The organism is Actinomadura atramentaria DSM 43919 (assembly GCF_000381885.1).
Lineage (GTDB): Bacteria > Actinomycetota > Actinomycetes > Streptosporangiales > Streptosporangiaceae > Spirillospora > Spirillospora atramentaria.
This window is the reverse complement of record NZ_KB907221.1, coordinates 71,617-92,371: the sequence shown is the minus strand read 5'-3', so window position 1 is coordinate 92,371 and position 20,755 is coordinate 71,617. Positions and strand designations below refer to the sequence as shown.

Annotated in this window: 18 protein-coding genes and 1 tRNA gene; 9 read left to right on the top strand and 10 right to left on the bottom strand. The window is 76.3% G+C overall.

The features are described 5' to 3' along the window. Window positions 1–99 precede the first annotated feature (99 nt). A complete protein-coding gene (locus tag G339_RS35410; RefSeq protein ID WP_033324475.1) occupies window positions 100–894 on the bottom strand; it encodes an SAM-dependent methyltransferase in 795 nt (264 codons plus the stop codon). A gap of 21 nt (window positions 895–915) precedes the next feature. Between G339_RS35410 and G339_RS39160 the strand changes: the two genes are divergently transcribed. After that, window positions 916–1,269 (top strand): hypothetical protein, encoded by a 354-nt coding sequence (locus G339_RS39160; protein ID WP_157408026.1) that lies wholly within the window; start codon window positions 916–918, stop codon window positions 1,267–1,269. 39 nt (window positions 1,270–1,308) lie between these two features. On the opposite strand, the gene G339_RS0126830 is transcribed toward G339_RS39160, so the two are convergent. From G339_RS0126830 to G339_RS0126800, 7 genes are all read right to left on the bottom strand, one after another. Then, window positions 1,309–2,637: an aromatic acid exporter family protein gene (locus tag G339_RS0126830; protein WP_019634154.1), complete on the bottom strand. Its 1,329-nt coding sequence runs from the start codon at window positions 2,635–2,637 to the stop codon at window positions 1,309–1,311. Between the two features lie 116 nt (window positions 2,638–2,753). After that, a complete protein-coding gene (locus G339_RS0126825; protein WP_019634153.1) occupies window positions 2,754–3,920 on the bottom strand; it encodes a vWA domain-containing protein in 1,167 nt (388 codons plus the stop codon). Then, window positions 3,920–5,089 carry an AAA family ATPase gene (locus tag G339_RS0126820; protein WP_019634152.1) on the bottom strand — a complete coding sequence of 390 codons (1,170 nt, stop codon included), beginning with the start codon at window positions 5,087–5,089 and terminating at the stop codon, window positions 3,920–3,922. Before G339_RS0126820 ends, G339_RS0126825 begins: the two co-directional genes overlap by 1 nt. Then, a complete protein-coding gene (locus tag G339_RS0126815) occupies window positions 5,086–6,708 on the bottom strand; it encodes an ankyrin repeat domain-containing protein (RefSeq protein WP_026341806.1) in 1,623 nt (540 codons plus the stop codon). The genes G339_RS0126820 and G339_RS0126815 overlap by 4 nt, the downstream gene beginning before the upstream one ends. Further along, entirely contained in the window at window positions 6,705–7,841 is a 1,137-nt protein-coding gene (locus G339_RS0126810; protein WP_026341805.1) for a leucine-rich repeat domain-containing protein, read from the bottom strand. The genes G339_RS0126815 and G339_RS0126810 overlap by 4 nt, the downstream gene beginning before the upstream one ends. Window positions 7,842–7,867: 26 nt before the next feature. Continuing rightward, the gene (locus G339_RS0126805; RefSeq protein ID WP_019634150.1) at window positions 7,868–9,238 is read right to left on the bottom strand and encodes an SDR family NAD(P)-dependent oxidoreductase; all 1,371 of its coding nucleotides are present in this window, start codon (window positions 9,236–9,238) and stop codon (window positions 7,868–7,870) included. A 69-nt stretch (window positions 9,239–9,307) separates the two neighbouring features. Beyond that, window positions 9,308–9,380, bottom strand: a tRNA-OTHER gene (locus tag G339_RS0126800). Between the two features lie 127 nt (window positions 9,381–9,507). Between G339_RS0126800 and G339_RS0126795 the strand changes: the two genes are divergently transcribed. The 8 genes from G339_RS0126795 (at window position 9,508) to hpnH (ending at window position 17,916) form a co-directional block, all read left to right on the top strand. Further along, on the top strand, window positions 9,508–10,149 hold the full coding sequence (locus G339_RS0126795; RefSeq protein WP_019634149.1) for a TetR/AcrR family transcriptional regulator: 642 nt from the start codon (window positions 9,508–9,510) through the stop codon (window positions 10,147–10,149). Window positions 10,150–10,229: 80 nt separating this feature from the next. Further along, on the top strand, window positions 10,230–11,090 hold the full coding sequence (gene hpnC, locus G339_RS40070) for a squalene synthase HpnC (protein ID WP_019634148.1): 861 nt from the start codon (window positions 10,230–10,232) through the stop codon (window positions 11,088–11,090). A gap of 3 nt (window positions 11,091–11,093) precedes the next feature. Beyond that, a complete protein-coding gene (gene hpnD, locus G339_RS40065) occupies window positions 11,094–11,981 on the top strand; it encodes a presqualene diphosphate synthase HpnD (RefSeq protein ID WP_019634147.1) in 888 nt (295 codons plus the stop codon). A 5-nt stretch (window positions 11,982–11,986) separates the two neighbouring features. After that, on the top strand, window positions 11,987–13,297 hold the full coding sequence (gene hpnE / locus G339_RS0126780) for a hydroxysqualene dehydroxylase HpnE (protein WP_019634146.1): 1,311 nt from the start codon (window positions 11,987–11,989) through the stop codon (window positions 13,295–13,297). Continuing rightward, window positions 13,294–14,355, top strand: a complete 1,062-nt coding sequence (locus tag G339_RS0126775) for a polyprenyl synthetase family protein (protein ID WP_019634145.1) — start codon at window positions 13,294–13,296, stop codon at window positions 14,353–14,355. Before hpnE ends, G339_RS0126775 begins: the two co-directional genes overlap by 4 nt. Further along, on the top strand, window positions 14,355–16,319 hold the full coding sequence (gene shc / locus G339_RS0126770) for a squalene--hopene cyclase (protein ID WP_019634144.1): 1,965 nt from the start codon (window positions 14,355–14,357) through the stop codon (window positions 16,317–16,319). The genes G339_RS0126775 and shc overlap by 1 nt, the downstream gene beginning before the upstream one ends. Then, a complete protein-coding gene (locus tag G339_RS0126765; RefSeq protein ID WP_019634143.1) occupies window positions 16,316–16,912 on the top strand; it encodes a phosphorylase family protein in 597 nt (198 codons plus the stop codon). The genes shc and G339_RS0126765 overlap by 4 nt, the downstream gene beginning before the upstream one ends. Then, window positions 16,912–17,916 carry an adenosyl-hopene transferase HpnH gene (gene hpnH, locus G339_RS0126760; RefSeq protein WP_019634142.1) on the top strand — a complete coding sequence of 335 codons (1,005 nt, stop codon included), beginning with the start codon at window positions 16,912–16,914 and terminating at the stop codon, window positions 17,914–17,916. The genes G339_RS0126765 and hpnH overlap by 1 nt, the downstream gene beginning before the upstream one ends. A gap of 22 nt (window positions 17,917–17,938) precedes the next feature. Here hpnH and G339_RS0126755 read toward each other — a convergent pair whose 3' ends face one another. After that, window positions 17,939–18,736 (bottom strand): SDR family NAD(P)-dependent oxidoreductase, encoded by a 798-nt coding sequence (locus G339_RS0126755; RefSeq protein ID WP_019634141.1) that lies wholly within the window; start codon window positions 18,734–18,736, stop codon window positions 17,939–17,941. After that, window positions 18,733–20,715, bottom strand: coding sequence for a bifunctional phosphatase PAP2/O-acyltransferase family protein (locus G339_RS37140; RefSeq protein ID WP_019634140.1), 1,983 nt, complete (start codon window positions 20,713–20,715; stop codon window positions 18,733–18,735). Before G339_RS37140 ends, G339_RS0126755 begins: the two co-directional genes overlap by 4 nt. Window positions 20,716–20,755 lie beyond the last annotated feature (40 nt).

Sequence of the window (20,755 nt, the reverse complement as noted above, 5' to 3'; positions counted from 1 at the left end):
CCGCCCTCATGCGCAACGGAACGAGCATCGCCACCGGCGACCTCACCACCCTCGACGACCCCTTCGCATGCGGCTTTCTTCCAGCACTGACCGCGAAACCTAGACTCGCAGGACCCCGCCGTAGTTGAGAGGGAACTCGTCCGGCCCGGGGTCGGGCCAGGTGCGCACGTTCCCAAGGCCGGGCGGCTCGACTTCGAAGCCGTCGAGGATTTCGTTGACCTGCGCCCGAGTGCGGATCAGAGCCGGGGAGGGCGCGCTGCCGAACTGCTGACGGATCCGCGCGGCAGCCTCCGGCGGGGCAGTGTTGGAAACCATTCCGGAGCACACGAACAGGCTTCCCGGAGCAAGCGCGCCGGTATAGCGGGTGATGATGCCGCGGGCGTCGTCGGTCTCGCGGAAGAACGGCAGCACGGCGACCATCAGCAGGACGAGGGGCTCGTCGTAGTCGATGAGCCCGGTATCGAGCGCGGCGCGAAGGACTTCGTCGACATCGCGCAAGTCGGCGTGTACGTATCTCGTGCCGGAGGAGTCGTCCAGGAGCGCGCGGGCGTGGGCGAGGACCATCGGGTCGTTGTCGACGTACACCACGCGAGCGTCCGGCGCGATGCGCTGGGCGACATGGTGGACGTTCTCCTGCGTGGGCAGGCCGGAGCCGAGATCGAGGAACTGCCGGAATCCGCGCCGCGTGAGCTCGGCGACGACCCGCGACAGGAAACGTCGGTTGGCGAGCGCGGCCGGGCGAATCTCCGGCCAGTCCTTCAACACCATGTCGGCGGCGGCCCGGTCGGCCGCGAAGTTGTCCTTCCCACCGATGAAGTAGTCGTAGACGCGTGCCGGCGACGGCTTGGTCGTATCGAGTTCAAGGCCGGCCGACCGGAGATCATGGTCAGGCATGCCCCCGATGCTCCCACGGCGATGAGTCACTGGAACGACCTCAACCGGATGTCGTCCTGGCCTGTCCTGGCCGGTCGGAATGCGGCCCTCTCCACGGAATACTCGACCGAGCCCGAATCCGTCCACCGGAACGAACGCAAGGAATCAATGCTCCCCAGACTGCTGGACGCGACGCATACGATCGCCACGACCGGTTACGGGATGTTCGCCTTCTTCGACGAGGGCGGCGACTATCCGGAACCGGAAATCTCGAGGTCCTGGGTGTCGGCGACGAGCGGCGCCGTCCACATCAATCCGGCCTGGGCTCTGCCCGCGCCCGGCATTCAGTTCGAACTCTGGACCGACGGCCCGTCGAGCGCTGACAGCACCGCCTGACGCGATCCGCGTGCCGGTCCGGCCGTGCCCCAGGCGGAGTCAGCGTTGGGGTGGGTGGTGGGAGTGGGCGGTTTCTCGGGGGCGGTTGGGGACGGAGCCGACGTCGGCGGCCGACGCGTTGCGTTCGGCGGAGTCGCCCGCCGAGCGGGTCGCGCCGCGCAGGATGCCGCTCGCGCGCGACACCGCGCGGGCCGGGCGCTCGGGCAGCAGGCGGGACGCGCCGCGCTCCTGCCGCCACAGTTCGCGCGCCTCCATGCGGTGCTCGACGCGCAGGTCGTCGATCAGCCGGTCGAGGTGCATCAGGATCTCGCCGTACAGCGGCCAGCGCAGGTCCGCTTCGAGCCGGCCGAGCAGGCGCTCCACGAACAGGTCGCGCTGCTCCTGCGCGGTGGCGATGGCCTCGCTGAGCTGTTCTTCCAGGTCGGACGGGGTCGCGGAGCGCTCCACGTCCGACCGCGCCAGCGTCGCGTAGGTGACGACGGTGTCGCGGATCGCCGTCAGCGTGCGGGCGAGCGGTTCGCGGACGTCGACCTCGTCGAGGATGCGGTTGCGGTCGTCGAGGTGCGCGGCGTCGGTGACGGCGCGGGCGAGGCCGCGCAGCGACACCGCGAACCGCTCCAGCGTCTCGACGCCGTTGCGCAGCGCCGCCCCCGCGTCGATGATCCGGGACGCGCGCGGGTTGAGCCGGACGCTCTGCTCGGCGGCCTCCAGCGCCTGGTCGGTCTGCCCGATGTCCTGGAACAGCCGGTCGGTGGTGGACCGCCACTGCCGGGCGTCGTCGGTCTGGACGCCGCGCCGCACCGCCTCGGCGAGGTCGTCGATGAGCTTGGACATCCGGTTCGCCAGGTTCTCGACGGCCTCCTGGGCGGGCGTCACCTGGACGGCGGGGACGAGGACCGTGACGACCAGGCCCGTCCCCGCGCCGATCAGCGTCTCCACCACGCGGTCGGTCGCGCCCGCGGTGTTCGACGCGCCGAGGGCGTAGATCAGCATCGCGCTGATCGGCACCTCCAGCAGGTGGTCGCCGAGCCGCAGCGCGAACCCGATCACGAGCGCCGCGAAGATCGTCAGCCCGAGACTCCACCAGGAGAACCCGACCGTGTGCCCGAACAGGACGGCCAGCAGCACGCCGGAGGTGACGGCCAGGACGCGCCCGATGCTCGACTTGATCGTCTCGTAGATCGAGTACTGGACGACGAGCAGCGCGGTCAGCGGCGCCAGCAGCGGCGCCGGCCCCTTGAGGAGCCAGTCGGCGAGGACATAGGCCGCGATGGACGTCAGGGTCAGCCGGGCGACGCGGGTGCCGACGAACTTGAGCTGGCTCGCCGTCCCCGCGGGAAGGCGGCTGAGGAGCCTGATTCTGGTCACGGTGGGCTTCCGGCGGTCGCGGGTTGTCGGTGCGTGCTCGCGTCTCCCACTAAAGCCGACGCTTCCCCCGCCCCCGAGCGCCCCCCGGCAAACGGCGCACAAAACCTGCGCCCCGGTCAGGGGGAGGGGACGCGGACCGTTTCGATCCAGGGCGGGACGTCCGCGGGGCCGATGACGGCGGCGATGAGGCGGGCGGCGGGGGGTTCGGCAGGCCAGGGGGTGAGGCCGTCGGTCATGACGATGACGACCTGCGGGCGGTCCGGGGCGGCGAGGGCGGCGGCGATGCCGACGCGCATGTCGGTCCCGCCGCCGCCTCCGAGGGCGACGTCGGCGGCGGCCGTCACGCGCGAGACGGCCTGCACGTCCGCGTCGCAGGCCAGGACGCTGACGCGGTTCCCGCGCACGCCGACCTCGCGCAGGACGCCGGTCACCTCGGCGAGCGCCGCGCCCAGCTCCTCGTCGCCCATCGAGCCCGAGGTGTCCACGACGACCGCGACGCGCGGCAGCGGGCGGCGCAGACTCGGCAGCACCGCGCCGCGCACGGCCGCCGTCCGCCGGGACGGCCGCAGGTAGGTGTAGTCCACCGCGCCCGACGCCCACGCGACCGCCTCGCGCACCGCACCGGCGAGGACGCGCCGCCAGTCCACGACGGGTTCCAGGACGGTGTCCGCCCAGCGCCGCCAGCCGCCCGGCACCGTCCCGCGCCCGCGCAGGTGCGCGCGGACCGCCTCGGCCGTCGCGCGGCGCAGCGCCGCCGCCTCGACGTCCCCGACGCCCGGCGCGTCCGAGCCCCCGGCCAGCTCCCACGGCCGCGCCGCCCCGTGCGCGCCCGACCCGCAGTCGTGCCCGTACGGCTGCGGCGGGACGCCCGCGACGTACTCCTCGAACAGGCGTCCGCGCGGCAGCCCGAAGTCGTCGGGCGCGACCCGCCCGGCGGGCAGCGGGACGCCGTCCGCCAGCAGGTCGTCGTTGATCTCGCAGTCCTCGGCGATGTTCACCCGCCGCGCGTCGCGCTGGAGCGCGGCGGGCAGCCGCGCGGACCGGCCGTGGTGGTCGCGCAGCAGGTGCGCGACCTCGTGCATCCACACGCCCGCCAGCTCCCGGACGTCGTGCGCGGCGACGAACGCGGGGTTGACGTAGCAGCGCCACCGCGCGTCCACGCCCATCGTCGGGACGCGCCCGCTCTCCACGACCGTCAGCGAGTACATCGCCGACGCGAGGTAGGGCCGGTCGGCCGCCGCGCGGTACCGGGCGGCGAGCAGCTTCGTCCGGTCCAGCGCCATCAGGCGAGCGCGCCCGACAGGCTCAGCAGCTCCACGAACGCGTCGATGCCGCTCGGCACCGGCCACGCCGGGTCGCGCATCGCGGCCAGGTCGGTCGCGGCGCGCGCGGCGACGTCCGGGACGCCCGCCTCGACGGCCTTGGCCAGCACCGTCCAGCCCGCCTCCCAGCGCTCGCGGGTCAGCTCGGCCTGGACGGCGGCGACGACGGCGGTGAGGAATGCGAGCTGCCGGTCGCCGCGCTCGGGCAGCGCGAACGCGTCCGGACGCGCGAGGACGCGGTCGGGGTCGGGCAGGTCGAGTTCGTCGAGGTAGGCGAGCAGTTCCAGGCCCGCGCCGTCGCCGACCGCGCCGACGACGGCGGCGGAGACCGCCTCCGGGCGCGCGTCCGTCGCGTATCCGGCGGCCAGCAGCCGCAGCGCCATCTCCCAGGTGCGGGGCGACGGCCACGCGCCGCCGCGCGCCTCGGCGTCGGCGGGGAGGTGGTGGGCGAGGCCGGGCCGCGCGGTGAGGAACGCCGACACGACGCCGCGCGCCCGCGCGACCGCGCCCGCCGCGGCGGCGGGGTCCACGACGGGGACGACGGGCGCGGGCCACGTCCCGGCGAGGCCGCGCGCGACCGTGCGCGGCTCGTGCGTCCAGCGCAGGTGGACGAACCGGTTCGCCAGCGGCGGGCTGAGGTGCCAGCCGTCGGCGGCGCTCGCGGGCGGGTTCGCGGCGGCGACGATCCGCACCGGGCCGGGCAGCGCGAGGCTGCCCACGCGCCGCTCCAGGACGACGCGCAGCAGCGCGGCCTGCACGGCGGGCGGCGCGGACGACAGCTCGTCGAAGAACAGCAGGCCGCGTCCGGCCGCGGCGACCCGCACGGCCCAGTCGGGCGGGGCCATCGGCACGCCGGTCGTCGCCGGGTCGTCGCCGATGACGGGCAGCCCGGCGAAGTCCGAGGGCTCGTGGACGCTCGCGATGACCGTTTCCAGCGGGACGTCGAGCGTGTCCGCGAGCAGTTCCAGCCCGGCCGACTTCCCGATGCCCGGTTCGCCCCACAGCAGCACCGGCAGGTTCGCGACGACCGCGAGGGCGAGTGCTTCGAGCTGGGTGGAGCGGGCGGGCTCGGTGCGCCAGGCGCGGGCCCGGCGGTTCAGGTCGTCGGCCGCCGCGAGCGCGTCCGTCATTCGTCGTCCTCGTCGTCGTGCTTCCAGTAGCCCGCGTAGGCGTCGGGGTGCTCCTTCAGGACCCGCTCGCGCAGGTCTCGCAGGTCGCGGGCGCGCCAGCGGTCGATGAGGTCCGCGATCGAGCACTCCTCGTCGTCCACCGGGTCGAGCCGCGCCCCGGCCGCGAGCAGCGCGTCGATCAGCGCGCGCGACCCGAAGTGCGCGACGGCGACCGCGAGCGGCGTCTGCGACATGTGGTCGACGGCCTCCAGGTCCAGCCCGGCCGCGAGCAGCCGGGGGAGCAGGCGCTCGTGGTCGAGCAGCGGGAGCGCGTGCAGCAGCGTCCGCCGCCGCGCGTCGCGGACGTGCGGGTCGACGCCGGCGTCCAGCAGCGCGACCACGCCCTCGGTGTCGCCGTGCTGGGCGAGCTGGAACAGCTCGGTGCGCTGGTCCCGCAGCGCGCGCGGCAGCCGGCCCGTGCCGCTCCGCCACCGCTCGTGGACCTCGAAGCAGCCGGTGACCGCGCCGCCGAACGCGCGCAGCGCCTTCTCGCGGCGCTGCTCGTCCTCGGTGTGCGGCATCGCGAAGCCGCCGCCGGACGAGCGGATCTCGTGCCACTCGCCCCGGCAGCGGACCCGCACCGGGCCGGGCGGCGCGGGGCGCGGCGGCCCGACCGGGCCCGCCGCCGGGCCGAGCGACGGGAAGTACGCGGCGCGCAGCAGCGGGTGCAGCTCGTCGGGGGTGAGCAGGCCCGCGCGGAGCAGGACGGCGTCGGCCGGGTGGGTCCAGCGGTGCTCGGCGAGCTGCGGGAAGGGCGGCGGCCGGTCCGTCGCCCCCGACGTCCGGATCAGCGCGAGCCCGCCGGTGCCGCGTTCGATCCACGACGGCGACCACTCCCGGCCGAGCATCACGCGCTCGTACCGCCCGGCCTCGCGCGCCAGCAGCGGTGCGTTGACGAACAGGGCGCGCAGCCGGTCGTCCGTCCGCCCGGCCGCGATCCCGGCGGCGGCCAGCTCCGCGCGCAGGTCGCCCGCCGCCCACTCGGCCGCGCGGACGACGTCGTCCGGGCCGGGGTCGGCGTCCGGCAGTTCGGCGTCGGGCAGCGGTGTCCCGTCCGGGCGCAGGAACGGCAGCCGCGTCCCGTCCCCGTAGAACGACAGCAGCGCACCGGTGTGCCGGACGTCCCACAGGAACCGCGACTCGTGCCAGTGCTCGACGGCGTACCAGCGGGCGTCCGGGTCGGGGCGCTCGAAGCGCAGGACGAGCCGCTGCGGCGCGTCCGGCTGGGTGGGCGTCCCGACGCTGAGCACGGGCCCGTCCCCGACCGGCCCGAGGTACACCGTGACGCCCGCCGCGAGCGTCGTGCGGCCGTGCAGGATGCGCGGCATGTGCCAGCGCAGCAGCTCGGGGGCGAGGTGCCGCAGGTCGTCGGCCAGCCGCTCGGCGACGTCCGCGCCGTGCTCGGCCGCGACCCCCGCCGGCGTGAACGCGACCTCGACGTCCGCGGCCGCGCACGCGCCGCGCCAGTCCCCGGCCAGCCGCCGCTCGGTCGCCCGCTCGATCATCGGGCGCGGCACCGCGTACCGGCGGACGCCCCGCCACGCCGCGAGCGTCGCGCGCTGCTCGTCGCGGAGCCTCACCGGTAGACGCTCCCGATCGCCCGCAGGTCCGGGTGCGACGGCGCGGCGGGCCGCAGCCGCTCCGCGACCGCCCGCTTCACGCGGCGCGGCACGCCCGGCCCGAACCCGACGTGCTCCAGCCGCGTCCGCTCGGGCAGCCCGGCGAGCAGGGCCTTGGCGCCGCGCCCGGTGACGCCCGTGTGCCGCAGCTCCAGCCGCCGCAGCGGGCTGCCCGGCAGCGCCTCGGCCAGCGCGCCCGCGCCCGCGTCGCCGGTGGTGTTCGGCGGCGCGCCGAGCGCCCGTTCCGACGCGGGACGGCCGAGGTCCAGCGCCTCCAGGCCGGGCAGCGCCGCCGCCAGGGCCGCCGCTCCGGCCGGGCTGATCCCGTTGCCGCCGAGGCCGAGCCGCGCGGGCCGGTCCGGCGACACGGCCGCGGCCAGCACGGCGGCGCCGTCGTCGCCGAGGTGGTTCGCGGGAAGGTACAGCTCGCGGACGCCCGCGTCCCGGACCAGCGCCGCGAGCAGCGGCGCGGCCTGCGGCGCGAGGCCGTTGCCGCCGAGGAACAGCCGCTCCAGCGGCGCGTCCCGCGCGACGAGCGCGTCCACCAGGGCCCGCAGGCCGTCGGTCCCGAGCCCGGTGTTCACCAGGTCGAGCGTGCGCAGCGCGGCGTTGCGGCGCAGCATCGCCGCGAGCGCCGCCGCGCCCGCGTCGCCCACCGGGTTGCGCTTCAGCCACAGCGCGCGGACGGTGCCGTCGCCCGCGAGCCGGTCGGCCAGCGCCGCCGCGCCGTCCGGGCCGATCCGGTTGCAGCCGAGGTAGAGCGTCCGCAGCCCGTGCCCGGCGGCGACGGCGTCCGCGACGGCCCGCGCGCCCGCGTCGCCGATCGCGTTCGTGCCGAGCAGCACGTGCGCGGCGTGCGGGGACCGCGCGGCGACCGGCAGCAGCCGCGCCGCGCCGTCCGCGCCGAGGCCCTGCTTGCACAGGTCGACGCGGCCGTCCGCGCGCAGCGTCCCGACCGGGAACTCCTCGTCCCCGGCGACCGGCGCGGGCGCCGCCAGCCGGTCCAGCAGCGGCGCCAGCGCCGCCGGGTCGGCGGGCGGGACGTCGGGGTGCTCGATCGCCGGGCAGCGCACCGGCATCGGCTCTGGCGTCATGTCGTTCTCTCTCTCACCCTGCGCCCTCACCACGCGGTGGGCCGGTAGTCCTTCAGGAACACCCCGGACAGGCGTTCGCCGCGCACGCCGCGCACGATCGGGTCGTACACGCGGGCCGCGCCGTCGATCGCGTCCAGCGGCGGGCGGAACCCCGCCGCGCGCTGCGCCGCCCGGTCCGGGTGCGGGCGCTCGTCGGTCACCCAGCCGGTGTCGACGGCCGTCATGTGGACGCCGTCGGCGGCGTAGTCGGCGGCGGCCGTGCGGACCAGCATGTTCAGCGCCGCCTTCGCCATGTTGGTGTGGGCGTGCCGGACGGTCTTGTTCGCCCGCGCGAAACTGCCCTCCATCGCCGACACCTGCACGACGTACCGGTCGGGGAACGGCGACGCGGTGAGCATGCCGCGCAGCCGCGACGTCAGCAGGAACGGCGCGAACGCGTTGACGAGCTGCGTCTCCAGCCATTCGCCGGGGTCGATCTCGTGCAGCCGCAGCGTCCAACTGTTGCGGTCCCGCAGGTCGAGCGGTTCGCCCGTCTCGTCCACCTGGCCGGACGGGAACAGCGCCGGGTCCGAGGCGGGCATCAGCGCGGGCACGGCCGCCCGCGCGGATTCGGCGACGTCCACCCGCGCCGCGCGGCCGAGCAGCGGCGCGCCCTCCCGCCCGCGCACCTCGCGGTGGTAGGCGGCGGGCCGCCGGACGGTCTGCGCCGCGTTGTTGACGAGCACGTCGAGATGGTCGAACCGCGCCTCGACGGCCTCCAGCAGCCCCGCGACGGACGGCAGGTCGAGCAGGTCCACCCCGTGGACGTGCAGCCGGTCCAGCCAGTCCGCCGCGTCCGGCACGGCCGCGAACCGCCGCGCCGCGTCGCGCGGGAACCGCGTCGTCACGACGACCTCGGCCCCGTCGCGCAGCAGCTTCAGCACGAGCTGGAACCCGATCTTGATGCGCCCGCCGGTGACGAGCGCGACGCGCCCGCGCAGGTCGCACCGCGCGTGGCGGCGCTCCCGGTTCTCCTCGGCGCACGCGGCGCAGAGCTGGTGGTACTCGGAATCGACCTCCCGGTACGGCTCCTTGCAGACATAGCAGGCGCGCGCGCCGCGCAGCACCGGCCGCGCCGTCCCGGCCGGCGGCCCGAGCGCGGGCGCGGGGGAGGGGTTCTGCTCGCGGAACCGCTCGGCCGTCGCGAGCGCCGCCAGGTCGTGCGCGCGGCGCTCGGCGCGCCGCGCGGCCCGGCGCGCCTTCTTGGCGGCGCGGCGGGTCTGCTCGGCGGCGCGGTGGACCTCGGTCCAGGCGGGGTCGTCGGGGTCGGCCTCGCGCGCCCGCGCGAGGACGCGCAGGCAGGCCGCCAGCTCGTCGTCCCCCGGCGGCCGCGGTCCGGCGGGGGGCTCGGCGGACACGGGGGCTCCTTCGACGGCTCGCCGGGACGGCGGCGCGTCGGGCCGCCGCCCGGCGTGGACGACCGGGGGCGGAACCGGTCGGATTCGAACCGACGTCCTCCAGCTCGCGGCATGGGCGCGACGACCTCTGCGCTACGGCTCCGCCGCGCCAGACGATAGCGAAGATCGACACGTTCGCGGGCATCATTCGCGAAGAGGACATCTCGCCAGGTCCGGCGGCGTCCGGCGCGGCATGATGGACGCCGGGCCGGAGGAACGGGAGGCGGCCGATGGGCGAGCACGCGACGGAACGGCCGCGCCGGGTCCGCAAGGGCCCCGACGAGCGCCGCGAGCAGATCCTGGCGTGCGCGCGGCGGCTGTTCGGCGAACGCCCGTACGAGGCGGTGTCCACCGCCGAGATCGCGGCGGCCGCCGGGGTGAGCCGCGGCCTGCTCCACCACTACTTCGGGACGCGCCGCGAACTGTACGTCGCCGCCGTCGAGCGGATGGTGGAGATCCCGCCGGTCCCCGTCCCCGCCTTCGACGCCGGGGCGACGGTCCGCGACCGGATCGAGCGGAGCCTCGACGCGTGGCTGGAGCTGCTGCACCGCAACCGCACCGCGTGGGTGCGGGCGCTGGACCTCACCGCGTCCGGCGGCGACGCCGACCTGGAGCGCGTCCTGGACGCCGCCCGCGGCCGCGCCGTGGACCACCTCACCGAGGTCGTCGGCCTCGCCCCGCTCGCCGCCGCGCACCCCGAGGTCCGCGCGGCGTTCCGCGGCTACTCCGGGATGGCCGAGGCCGCCGCCCGCGAATGGCTCAAGCACGGGCGGCTCACCCGCGCGCAGACCCGGACGCTGCTGCGCGACGTGCTGCTCCACCTCGTCGAGGACGTCGTGCCCGCCCTCGCGGCGCCGGACGCCGCGCTTTAGACAGTCCATACCTCGGACAGGGTTTCCTCGATGCCGTAGTCGGCGAATCACACAGTGTTGATCACCGACGAAAGGACATCGTGGCGTCCCCCGATCCGAGCTGGAGCTTCGACGAGCACGACCGGACGCTCGGCGCGCTCGTCACCCGCGAGAACTTCCCGGTCGCGACCCGGGTCCTGCCCGCCCGCCACCGCGCCGACCTGCGCGCCGTGTACGGCTTCGCCCGGCTCGTCGACGACGTCGGCGACGAGGCCCCGCCCGAGCGCCGCGCCGAACTCCTGGACCTGATCGACGCCGAGCTCGACGCCGTCGCCGCCGGGCGCACCCCCCGCCTCCCGCAGTTACGCCGGCTCGCCCCCACCGTCCGCGACCGCGGAATCCCCCTCGACCCCTTCCGCGACCTGATCCAGGCCAACCGCCAGGACCAGGTCGTCGACCGCTACGCGACGTTCGACGAGCTGCTGAAGTACTGCACGCTGTCCGCCGAGCCGGTCGGCCGCATCGTCCTGCACGTCTTCGGCCGCGCCACGCCGGAGCTGATGGACGCCTCCGACCGCGTCTGCTCCGCGCTCCAGGTCATCGAGCACTGCCAGGACGTCGGCGAGGACTACGCGCGCGGGCGCGTGTACCTGCCCGCCGACGACCTGCGGCGGTTCGGCTGCACCGACGACGACCTCGCGCTCCCGTACACGCCGACGCGGCTGCGCGGCGTCGTCGCGCTGCAGGCCGCCCGCGCCGCCGCGCTGCTGGCCGAGGGCGCGCCGCCGCTGCTGGCCGGGCTCGCCGGCTGGGCGCGGCTCGCCGTCGCCGGGTACGTCGCGGGCGGCCGCGCGACCCTCGCCGCGCTCGACCGCGGCCGCCACGACGTGCTCGGCCGGGAACTGCGCGCGGGCCGGGTCCGGCTGCTGGCCGGGTGGGCGTCCGCTCTGGGAAGGGGCTGAGAGATGACGGTGGCCGACGGTTACCAGCACTGCGAGCGGGTCGTCCGGGCCGAGGCGCGCAACTTCGCCTACGGCATCCGGCTGATGCCCGCCCCGAAGCGGCGCGCGATGAGCGCGATCTACGCGTTCGCCCGCCGCATCGACGACATCGGCGACGGCCCGGACCCGGCCGACGTCCGGCTGGAGCTGCTGGCCGACGCGCGGCGGCGGCTGGACACCCTCCAGGACGTCGTCGCGGGCCGCGCCGGGCTCGGCGCGCTCGGCGGCGACCCGGTGCTGACGGCCCTCGCCGACGCCGCGACGCGGCACCCGATCCCGCTCGACGCGTTCGGGGAGCTGATCGACGGCTGCGAGAGCGACGTGCGCGGCACCCACTACGAGGCGTTCGAGGACCTGCTCGGCTACTGCCGCCAGGTCGCGGGCACGGTCGGGCGGCTGTCGCTCGGCGTGTTCGGCACCGAGCGGCACGAGGAGGCCGGGCGGCTCGCGGACGCGCTCGGCGTCGCGCTCCAGCTCACCAACATCCTGCGGGACGTCCGCGAGGACCGCCTGGCGGGCCGCGTCTACCTGCCCGCCGAGACCCTCGACCGGTTCGGCTGCACCCTCGACCAGGACGCGGCGGGCCGCTTCACCGACCCGCCGGAGAAACTGCACGCGCTCGTCCGCTTCGAGGTGGAGCGGGCCCGCGCCTGGTACGCCGACGGGCAGCGGCTGCTGCCGATGCTGGACCGCCGCAGCGCCGCCTGCACCGCCGCGATGTCCGGCATCTACCGGCGGCTCCTGGAGCGCATCGCGGACCGCCCCACCATCGCGCTGTCGTCGCGGATGTCGCTGCCGACCTGGCAGAAGGCCGTCGTGGCGGCGCGGGCGCTGACGGGGGTGGAGCGTTGAGCGTCGTGGTCGTCGGCGGGGGCCTCGCCGGGATCAGCGCCGCCGTCGCGCTCCAGGAGTGCGGCGTGCCCGTCACGCTGCTGGAGGCCCGGCCCCGGCTCGGCGGCGCGACGCACTCGTTCCGGCGCGGCGATCTGACGATCGACAACGGCCAGCACGTGTTCCTGCGCTGCTGCACCGCCTACCGGGGGCTGCTCGACCGCCTCGGCGTCGCGGACAGGGCGGACGTCCAGGACCGCTTCGACGTCACCGTGCTCCAGCCCGGCGGGCCCGCCGCCCGGCTGCGCCGCGCCCCGCTGCCGAGCCCGCTGCACCTGCTGCCCGCGCTCGCCCGCTACGCGCCGCTGCCCGTCCGCGACCGGCTGCGGGCCGTCCGCGCGTCCGCCGCGCTGCGCCGCCTCGACCCCGCCGACCCGTCCCTGGACGACGTCGCCGCCGGGCCGTGGCTGGCCGCGCGCGGGCAGAGCGCGCTCGCCCGCGAGGCGCTGTGGGGGCTGTTCATCACCGCGTCGCTGAACGCCGAGGTGGATGAGGCCGCACTCGGCCTGTCCGCGCTGGTGTGCCGCCGCGCGCTGTTCGGCCGCCCCGACGCCGCCGACATCGGCGTCCCCGCCGTCCCGCTCGGCGACCTGCACGGCGGCCCGGCGCTGCGGCGGATCGAGGCGGCGGGCGGCGAGGTCCGGCTGCGGGCCAAGGTCGAGGCCGTCACCGCCGACCCGAAGGTCGTCGTGGACGGCGTCCCGATCGCGGCCGACGCGGTCGTCGTCGCCGTCCCGCACCGCGCGGCGGCCCGGCTGCTGCCGCCCGAGGCGCTGCCCGACCCGCTGCGCTGGCCCGAGCTGGACGCCAGCCCGATCGTCAACGTCCACGCGGTGTTCGACCGGCGCGTCCTCGACCTGCCGTTCGCCGCCGCCGTCGGGTCGCCCGTCCAGTGGATGTTCGACCGGACGGGACCGAGCGGCCTGGCCGACGGCCAGTACCTCGCGGTGTCGGTGTCGGCGGCGGACCGCTGGATCGACCGCCCCGTCGCCGAGCTGCGCGCGGTGTTCGAGCCCGAGCTGCGCCGCCTGCTGCCCGCCGCGCGCGACGCCCGCCTGCGCGAGCTGTTCGTGACGCGCGAGCGGCGGGCGACGTTCCGCCAGCGCCCCGGCTGCGGGGCGCCGCGTCCGGGGGCCGCGACCCGCGCCCCCGGCCTGTTCCTGGCCGGCGCGTGGACCGACACGGGCTGGCCCGACACCATGGAGGGCGCAGTGCGCAGCGGCCTGGCCGCCGCTCGCCTGGTCCGCCGCCACCTGGAGGGGGTGAGGGACCGATGACCACCGTTCCCGTCTCGATGACCGGCACGCGTGAACTCGTCGACGGGGCGCTGCGCGCCGCGGTCGGCCGGCTCGACCCGCGCACGTACCGCGTCGCGGCGCACCATTTCGGCTGGACGGAGGCCGACGGCAGGCCCGCCGGGGCCGTCGCGAACCACGGCGGCAAGCCCGCCGCGCCGGGCAGGCCGACCGGCTCGTCCGGCAAGGCGCTGCGGCCCGCGCTGGCACTGCTGTCGGCGCGCGCCGCCGGGGCCGCGCCCGAGACCGCGCTGCCCGCCGCCGTCGCCGTCGAGCTGACGCACGCGTTCTCGCTCCTGCACGACGACATCATGGACGGCGACCGCACCCGGCGGCACCGCCCCGCCGCGTGGACGATCTTCGGCGAGCCCGCCGCGATCCTCGCGGGCGACGCGCTGCTCGCCCTCGCGGGCGAGGTCCTGCTGGAGGCCCCCGCGCCCGGCGCGCAGGCCGCCGCCCGCGACCTCGCCGCCGCGACCCGCCGCCTCATCGCGGGCCAGTCCCTCGACCTGGAGTTCGAGACCCGCCAGAAGATCACCCTGGAGGAGTGCCTGGACATGGCGGGGGGCAAGACCGCCGCGCTGCTCGCCTGCTCCTGCTCGATCGGCGCGGTCCTGACCGGCGCGCCCGAGCCGGTCGCCGCCGCGCTCGCCGGGTTCGGGTCCGAGCTGGGCCTGGCGTTCCAGCTCGTCGACGACCTGCTCGGCATCTGGGGCGACCCGGCCGTCACCGGCAAGCCCGCGCTGTCGGACCTGCGGTCCCGCAAGATGTCGCTGCCGATCGTCGCCGCGCTCGGCGCGGGCACGCCGGAGTCGGCGCGGCTCGCCGGGCTGTACCGGCGGCCGGTGCCGTCCGGGACGGCCGACCTGGAGGAGATCGCCCGGCTCGTCGAGGCGTCCGGCGGGCGCGCGTGGGCCGAGGCGGAGGCCGTGCGGCGGATCGAGTCGGCCGCCGCGCACCTGGACGCGGCGGCGCCGCCCGACGACGTCCGCGCCGAGTTCCTGCACATCGCCGATTTCGTCACCCACCGGGACCACTGATGACGACCACCGCGTCCACCGAACCGGCGGGGGAGTCCGCCGAGGAGTCCGCGACCGCCGTCCGCCCGGGGGCCGTGCCGTTCGCGGCGGCCCCCGCGGGCGACCGCACGCCCGCCGACGCCCTCGCCGCCGCCCGCGACCGCCTGCTCTCCCTCCAGTCGCCCGAGGGCTGGTGGAAGGGCGAGCTGCAGACCAACGTCACGATGGACGCCGAGGACCTGCTGCTCCGCGAGTTCCTCGGCGTCCGCTCCGCGCACGACACCCGCGAGGCCGCCCGCTGGATCAGGTCCCAGCAGCGCCCGGACGGGTCCTGGGCGACCTTCCACGGCGGCCCGGCCGACCTGTCCACCACCGTCGAGGCGTACGTCGCGCTGCGGCTCGCGGGGGACGCCCCGGACGCCGCGCACATGGCGCGCGCCTCGGCGTTCGTCCGCGCGGACGGCGGCATTCCCGCGACCCGCGTCTTCACGCGGTTCTGGCTGGCGCTGTTCGGCCAGTGGTCCTGGGACGACCTGCCGGTCCTGCCGCCGGAGATGATGTTCCTGCCGTCGTGGTTCCCGCTGAACATCTACGACTGGGGCTGCTGGGCGCGGCAGACGATCGTCCCGCTGACGGTCGTCGGCGCGCTGCGCCCCGTCCGGCCGCTCCCGTTCGACCTGGACGAGCTGCGCCCCGCGCCCGGCCCGGCCCGCCGCCGGAGCCGCCGCCCCGGCCGTCCCGGCTGGGAGGAGGCGTTCCTCGCCCTCGACAAGCTCCTGCACGTCTACGACCGGCGTCCGCTGCGCGGCCCGCGCCGCGCCGCGCTGCGCCGGGCGGGCGAGTGGATCGTCGCGCGGCAGGAGGCGGACGGCTCGTGGGGCGGCATCCAGCCGCCGTGGGTGTACTCGCTGATCGCGCTGCACCTGCTCGGGTACGGCCTCGACCACCCGGTGATGCGGCGCGGCCTCGCCGGGCTGGAGCGGTTCACGATCCGCGACGAGAAGGGCCGCCGCCTGGAGGCGTGCCAGTCCCCGGTGTGGGACACCGTCCTGGCGATGACCGCGCTCGCCGACGCGGGCGTCCCCGGCGACGACCCGGCGCTGCTGCGCGCCGCCGACTGGGTGCTGCGCGAGGAGGTCCGCGGCCCCGGCGACTGGAGCGTGCGGCGGCCCGACCTGCCGCCGGGCGGCTGGGCGTTCGAGTTCGACAATGACGTCTACCCCGACACCGACGACACCGCCGAGGCGATCCTCGCGCTGGACCGCGTCGGCCACCCCGACGCCGGGCCCGCCGTCGAGCGCGGCCTGCGCTGGATGACCGGGATGGTCTCCAAGGACGGCGGGTTCGCCGCGTTCGACGCCGACAACACCCGCACGCTCCCGGAGAAGCTGCCGTTCTGCGACTTCGGCGCGGTGATCGACCCGCCGTCCGCCGACGTCACCGCGCACGTCGTCGAGGCGCTGTGCGCGCGCGGCATGGCCCGCACGCCCATCGTGAAGCGCGCCGTGGTGTGGCTGCTCAAACACCAGGAGGAGGACGGCTCCTGGTTCGGCCGGTGGGGCGCCAACCACGTCTACGGGACGGGCGGCGTCCTGCCCGCCCTGATCGCCGCGGGCGTCCGGCCGGAGAAGCCCGCGGTCCGGCGGGCCGTGGACTGGCTCGAACGCCACCAGAACCCCGACGGCGGCTGGGGCGAGGACCTGCGGTCCTACCGCGACGCGTCGTGGATCGGCCGGGGCGCGTCCACCCCGTCGCAGACCGCGTGGGCGCTGCTCGGCCTGCTCGCCGCGGGCGAGCGCGGCCCGGCGGTGCGGCGCGGCGTGGACTGGCTCGTCCGCAACCAGCGCGACGACGGCGGCTGGGACGAGGACTTCTTCACCGGCACCGGGTTCCCCGGCGACTTCTACATCAACTACCACCTGTACCGGCTGGTGTTCCCGGTCAGCGCGCTCGGCCGCTACCTCGGCGCGGGGGGACGTCGGTGACGCGGCTGGCGGTGTGCGCCGCGCTCGGCGTCGAGGCCCGCGCCCTGCGCGGCCCCGGCCGCACGGTCGTGCGGACCGGGATGGGCCCGCGCCGGGCGCGCGCCGCCGCCGACCGGCTCCCGCCGTTCGACGCGCTGGCCGTCGCGGGCTTCGGCGGGGGACTGGACGCCCGGCTGCGCCCCGGCGACCTCGTCGTCGCCACCGAGGTGCGCACCGCCGCCGGGCCGCTGCGCTGCCGCGCGGCGGCCGACGTCGCGGAGCTGCTCGAACGCGCCGGGGCGGCCGTCCGCCTCGGCCCGGTCATCACCGCCGACCACCCCGTCACCGGCCGGGAGCGGCGGGCGCTCGCCGCGCTCGGCGCGATCGTCGTGGACATGGAGTCCGCGCCGCTGGTCGCGGCCGCGGGCGACCGCCCGTGGGCGGTGGTCCGCGCGGTGGTGGACACGCCCGACCACCCCCTCGTCACCCCCGCGACCGTGCTGCGCGGCCTCGCCGCCCGGCGCAGGCTGCGGCTCGCCGGCCCCGCGCTCGCCGCGTGGGCCGCCGCCGCGGCGACGAAGGAATCCCACCTGCATGAGGAGGCCGGTCCGTAATGGCCATGCCACTGCGCCAGAGTCTGCGCATCGGCGGCTACATCCTGCGCAACAAGCTCACGGGACGCGACCGCTTCCCGCTGCTGGTCGAGCTGGAGCCGCTGTACGCCTGCAACCTCGCCTGCGCCGGGTGCGGGAAGATCCAGCACCCGGCGAGCGAGCTGAAGAAGCGGATGCCCGTCGAGCAGGCCGTCGCGGCGATCCGCGAGTGCGGCGCGCCGATGGTGTCGATCGCGGGCGGCGAACCGCTCATGCACCCGCAGATCGCCGAGCTGGTGGACGAGCTGGTGAAGCTCAAGCGGTACGTGTTCCTCTGCACGAACGCGCTGCTGATCCCGAAGAAGATCGACCAGTTCACGCCGTCGCGGTACTTCGCGTGGGCCGTCCACATGGACGGGCTCCGCGAGCGGCACGACGCGTCGGTCTGCAAGGACGGGGTGTTCGACGACGCCGTCGCGGCGATCCGGCTGTGCCAGGAGCGCGGCTTCCGCGTCACCACCAACACGACGGTGTTCAACAACGACAGCCCGCAGAACGTCATCGACGTCCTCAACTACCTCAACGACGACCTCGGCGTGGACCAGATGATGATCTCGCCGGCGTACGCGTACGAGAAGGCGCCCGACCAAGAGCACTTCCTCGGCGTCCAGGAGACCCGCACGCTGTTCCGCAAGGCGTTCGCGAACGGGAACCGGAAGCGGTGGCGGTTCAACCACTCGCCGCTGTTCCTGGACTTCCTGGAGGGCAAGGTCGACTTCGACTGCACGGCCTGGGCGATCCCGTCGTACTCGCTCAAGGGCTGGCAGCGGCCGTGCTACCTCATGGAGGACGGGCACGTCGACACCTACCGGGAGCTGGTCGAGACCACCGACTGGAGCGCCTACGGGCGGGGCCGCGACGCGCGCTGCGAGAACTGCATGGCGCACTGCGGGTACGAGCCGACGTCGGTGTTCGCGACGCTCGGCTCGCTGAAGCAGACGATCCGGGCCGCGCGCAGCGCCTGACCGGACGGGGCCGGGCCGCCGCTCAGCGCGGCCCGGCCTGCACGTCCTCCACGGCGACGGTCCGGGTGCCGAACCGGCCGTCCAGCGCCCGGTACGCGCCGGGGAACAGGCCCCGCACGACGACCGGAAGCCGCAGCCAGCGCGGCGCGAAGATCTCCGGGCGGCCCGCGACGATCCCCGCGAGCAGCGCGTCCGCGACGCGCTCCGCCGGGATCGGGCGGGGCCGCCGCCGCGGGTACGGCTCGCCGCGCCGCTCGAAGAACGCGGTGTCCACGACGCCCGGCACGAGCACCCCGACGCGCACGCCGGTGCCGCGCACCTCCTGCCGCAGGCTCACCGCGAACATGTCCAGGCCCGCCTTCGTCGCGGAGTACACCGACTCGCCCGCGACGCCGAGCCGCCCCGCGATCGAGGTGACGTAGACCAGGCTCCCGCCGCGCTCCAGCATCCCCGGCAGCAGCAGGCGGGTCAGCGCGATCGGCGCGGCGAGGTTCACCGCGACGAGCCGCGCCGCGTCGGCCGCCGCCATGCGCGGGAACGGGCCGGACCAGCCGACGCCCGCGTTGCACAGCAGGACGTCCACCCGGCCCGCGACCGCCAGCGCCTCGGCCGCGACCCGTTCGACCTCGGCCGGGTCCGCGAGGTCGCCCGCGACGGCCGTGCCGCCGGTCGCCTCGGCGACCTCGGCGAGCCGGGCGGCGTCGCGGCCGTGGACGACCAGCCGCGCGCCCGCCCGCGCGAGGGCCAGCGCGCCCGCCCGGCCGAGGCCGGACGACGCGCCCGTCACGAGCGCGACCTTGCCGTCGAGCGGGCGGGTCACGCGGCACCGCCGCGTCGCAGCTCGTCCACGACGTCGCGCATCGCGCCGACGAACCGGTCGGCGTCGTCGGCCAGGCGCGGGTCCGCCGAGACGCCGACGCACAGCACGCCCGCGATGCTCAGCGCGCCCACCGCGAGCGGCGCGCCCGGGACCAGCGGGATCACGGGATACACCTCGTCCAGCGGCGCGCCCGACAGCACCGGCGGCGTCACCGGGCCCGGCATGTTCGACACGACCCCTTGCAGGAAGCGCGGGCTGTAGACGGCGCGGGCGAAGCGGCGGTGCAGCGGCGCGGGCATCAGCCGCGCGACGTCCCGCATCACGAACCACGCGGCCTGCGCCCGGGTGCCCGTCCGCCGCCCCCGGCAGCGGCGCGCGATGCGGGCCAGCCGCTCGTTCTCCGGGAGCGCGCCGATCGGCAGGTCCACCATGACGGCCGTCGTGTGGTTGCCCTCCGCGCCGTCCTCGGGGGAGCGCATCATCAGCGGCACCGCGAAGCGGCACAGCGCGTCGCGGGCGGCCGGGTCGGCGTCGCGGGCGACGCGGTGGACCGCGCCCGCCACCGCGCACAGGACCACGTCGGTGACGCGGGCGCCGTGCCGCCGCGCGACGTCGCGCATCAGCGGCAGCGGCAGCGTCGTCGTGCCGAACCGGCGCTCGGCTGTCCCGCCGACGGGCAGCCGGGTGCGCGGCGGCGTGTCGGCGGCGAGCTGCGCGAACCCGACGGCCGTCGCCGCCGCGCGCGCCGCCGGGCCCGGCCGGCGGCCGCCCCGGTCGGCGCGCGCGGGCGGGGCGTCCATCAGCAGGAGCGCCTGCGCGACGACGCCGATGCCGTCCGCGACGACGTGGTGCATCAGGAACACCACGGCGGTCCGGTCGGGCGCGACGCCCTGCACGACCACCATCCGCCACAGCGGCCGGTCGCGCGGCAGCGCCTCGCTCTGCAACTCCGCGACGACGGCGCGCAGGCCCGTCATGCCGCGCCCGGTGACGTCCCGTTCGACGACGTGCCAATCCCAGTCGATGACGGGATGGTCCTCCCAGACCGGGCGGCGCAGCCGCGACGGCGTGACGAGCCGCTGCCGGAACCGGGGCACCCGGTCGAGCCGGTCCAGGACGAGGCGCACCACGTCCGCCCGGCCGACCGGCGTCCGCGAGGTGTCCAGGACCATCACCCCGCCGACGTGCTGCGGCGCGCGCGGCGTCTCCACGGCGAGGAAGAACGCGTCGGTCGCCGCGACGCGCTCGGCGCGGGCCCCGCGCGTGCGGCGGACGGTGCAGACCGACAGCGCCACCAGCGGCACGGCCGCCACCGCGTCCAGCACGTAGTGGTTGGCGGTCGCCATGATCACGTACCCGGTCAGCAGGATGTGGAGCGCGTTGAGGACCTGCACCGAGCGCAGCGCCGACGTCTTCGCCAGCTCCACGCCGACCCACAGCGTCCACGCCATGTGCAGCGACGGCATCGCGGCGAGCTGGTCGGCGTTCTCCACCAGCGGCGACCCCCACGACCCCCACGTCCGGCCGAGGCGGACGGTGTCGACGAACCCGAGGTCGGGCATCAGCCGCGGCGGCATCAGGGGGTACAGCGTGAAGCACGCCAGGGCGAGCAGGTTCAGGACGACGAACGTGTTGCGGGCCGTCCGGTAGCGGTCGGGGTGGCGCAGGTACAGCCACACCAGCAGGCCGAGCGCGCTCGCGATGTAGGTGACGGCGTACTCGTAGTTGGCGAGGACGCGCAGCACCGGCTGGTGCGCCAGCCAGCCGTTCAGCGCGTGCTCGACGTCGATGCGCAGCGCGCGCTCCCAGCCGTACAGCGTGTCGGCGTGCCGCCGCGCCGCCGCCCGCCGCGCGTCCTCGGGCAGCATGACCACGAGCGCGTACAGCGCGAACACGGCGAGCCCGACGAGCAGTTCGCGCCACGCGCGCAGGCCGGTGGGCGCTCGCCGACCGGGCAGCACGGCCTCCGGAGCGGTCACCACGTCCTGTGTCCCCACAACCCGCTAGTTACCCAGGAAT

Bases quoted from the DNA above. Each gene is read 5' to 3' on its own strand.
- shc (WP_019634144.1), top strand. From the start codon at position 14,355: ATGACGACCACCGCGTCCACCGAACCGGCGGGGGAGTCCGCCGAGGAG.
- G339_RS0126820 (WP_019634152.1), bottom strand. From the start codon at position 5,089: ATGACGGACGCGCTCGCGGCGGCCGACGACCTGAACCGCCGGGCCCGC.
- hpnH (WP_019634142.1), top strand. From the start codon at position 16,912: ATGGCCATGCCACTGCGCCAGAGTCTGCGCATCGGCGGCTACATCCTG.
- G339_RS0126810 (WP_026341805.1), bottom strand. From the start codon at position 7,841: ATGACGCCAGAGCCGATGCCGGTGCGCTGCCCGGCGATCGAGCACCCC.
- G339_RS35410 (WP_033324475.1), bottom strand. From the start codon at position 894: ATGCCTGACCATGATCTCCGGTCGGCCGGCCTTGAACTCGATACGACC.
- G339_RS39160 (WP_157408026.1), top strand. From the start codon at position 916: ATGAGTCACTGGAACGACCTCAACCGGATGTCGTCCTGGCCTGTCCTG.
- G339_RS0126825 (WP_019634153.1), bottom strand. From the start codon at position 3,920: ATGGCGCTGGACCGGACGAAGCTGCTCGCCGCCCGGTACCGCGCGGCG.
- G339_RS0126775 (WP_019634145.1), top strand. From the start codon at position 13,294: ATGACCACCGTTCCCGTCTCGATGACCGGCACGCGTGAACTCGTCGAC.
- hpnD (WP_019634147.1), top strand. From the start codon at position 11,094: ATGACGGTGGCCGACGGTTACCAGCACTGCGAGCGGGTCGTCCGGGCC.
- G339_RS0126795 (WP_019634149.1), top strand. From the start codon at position 9,508: ATGGGCGAGCACGCGACGGAACGGCCGCGCCGGGTCCGCAAGGGCCCC.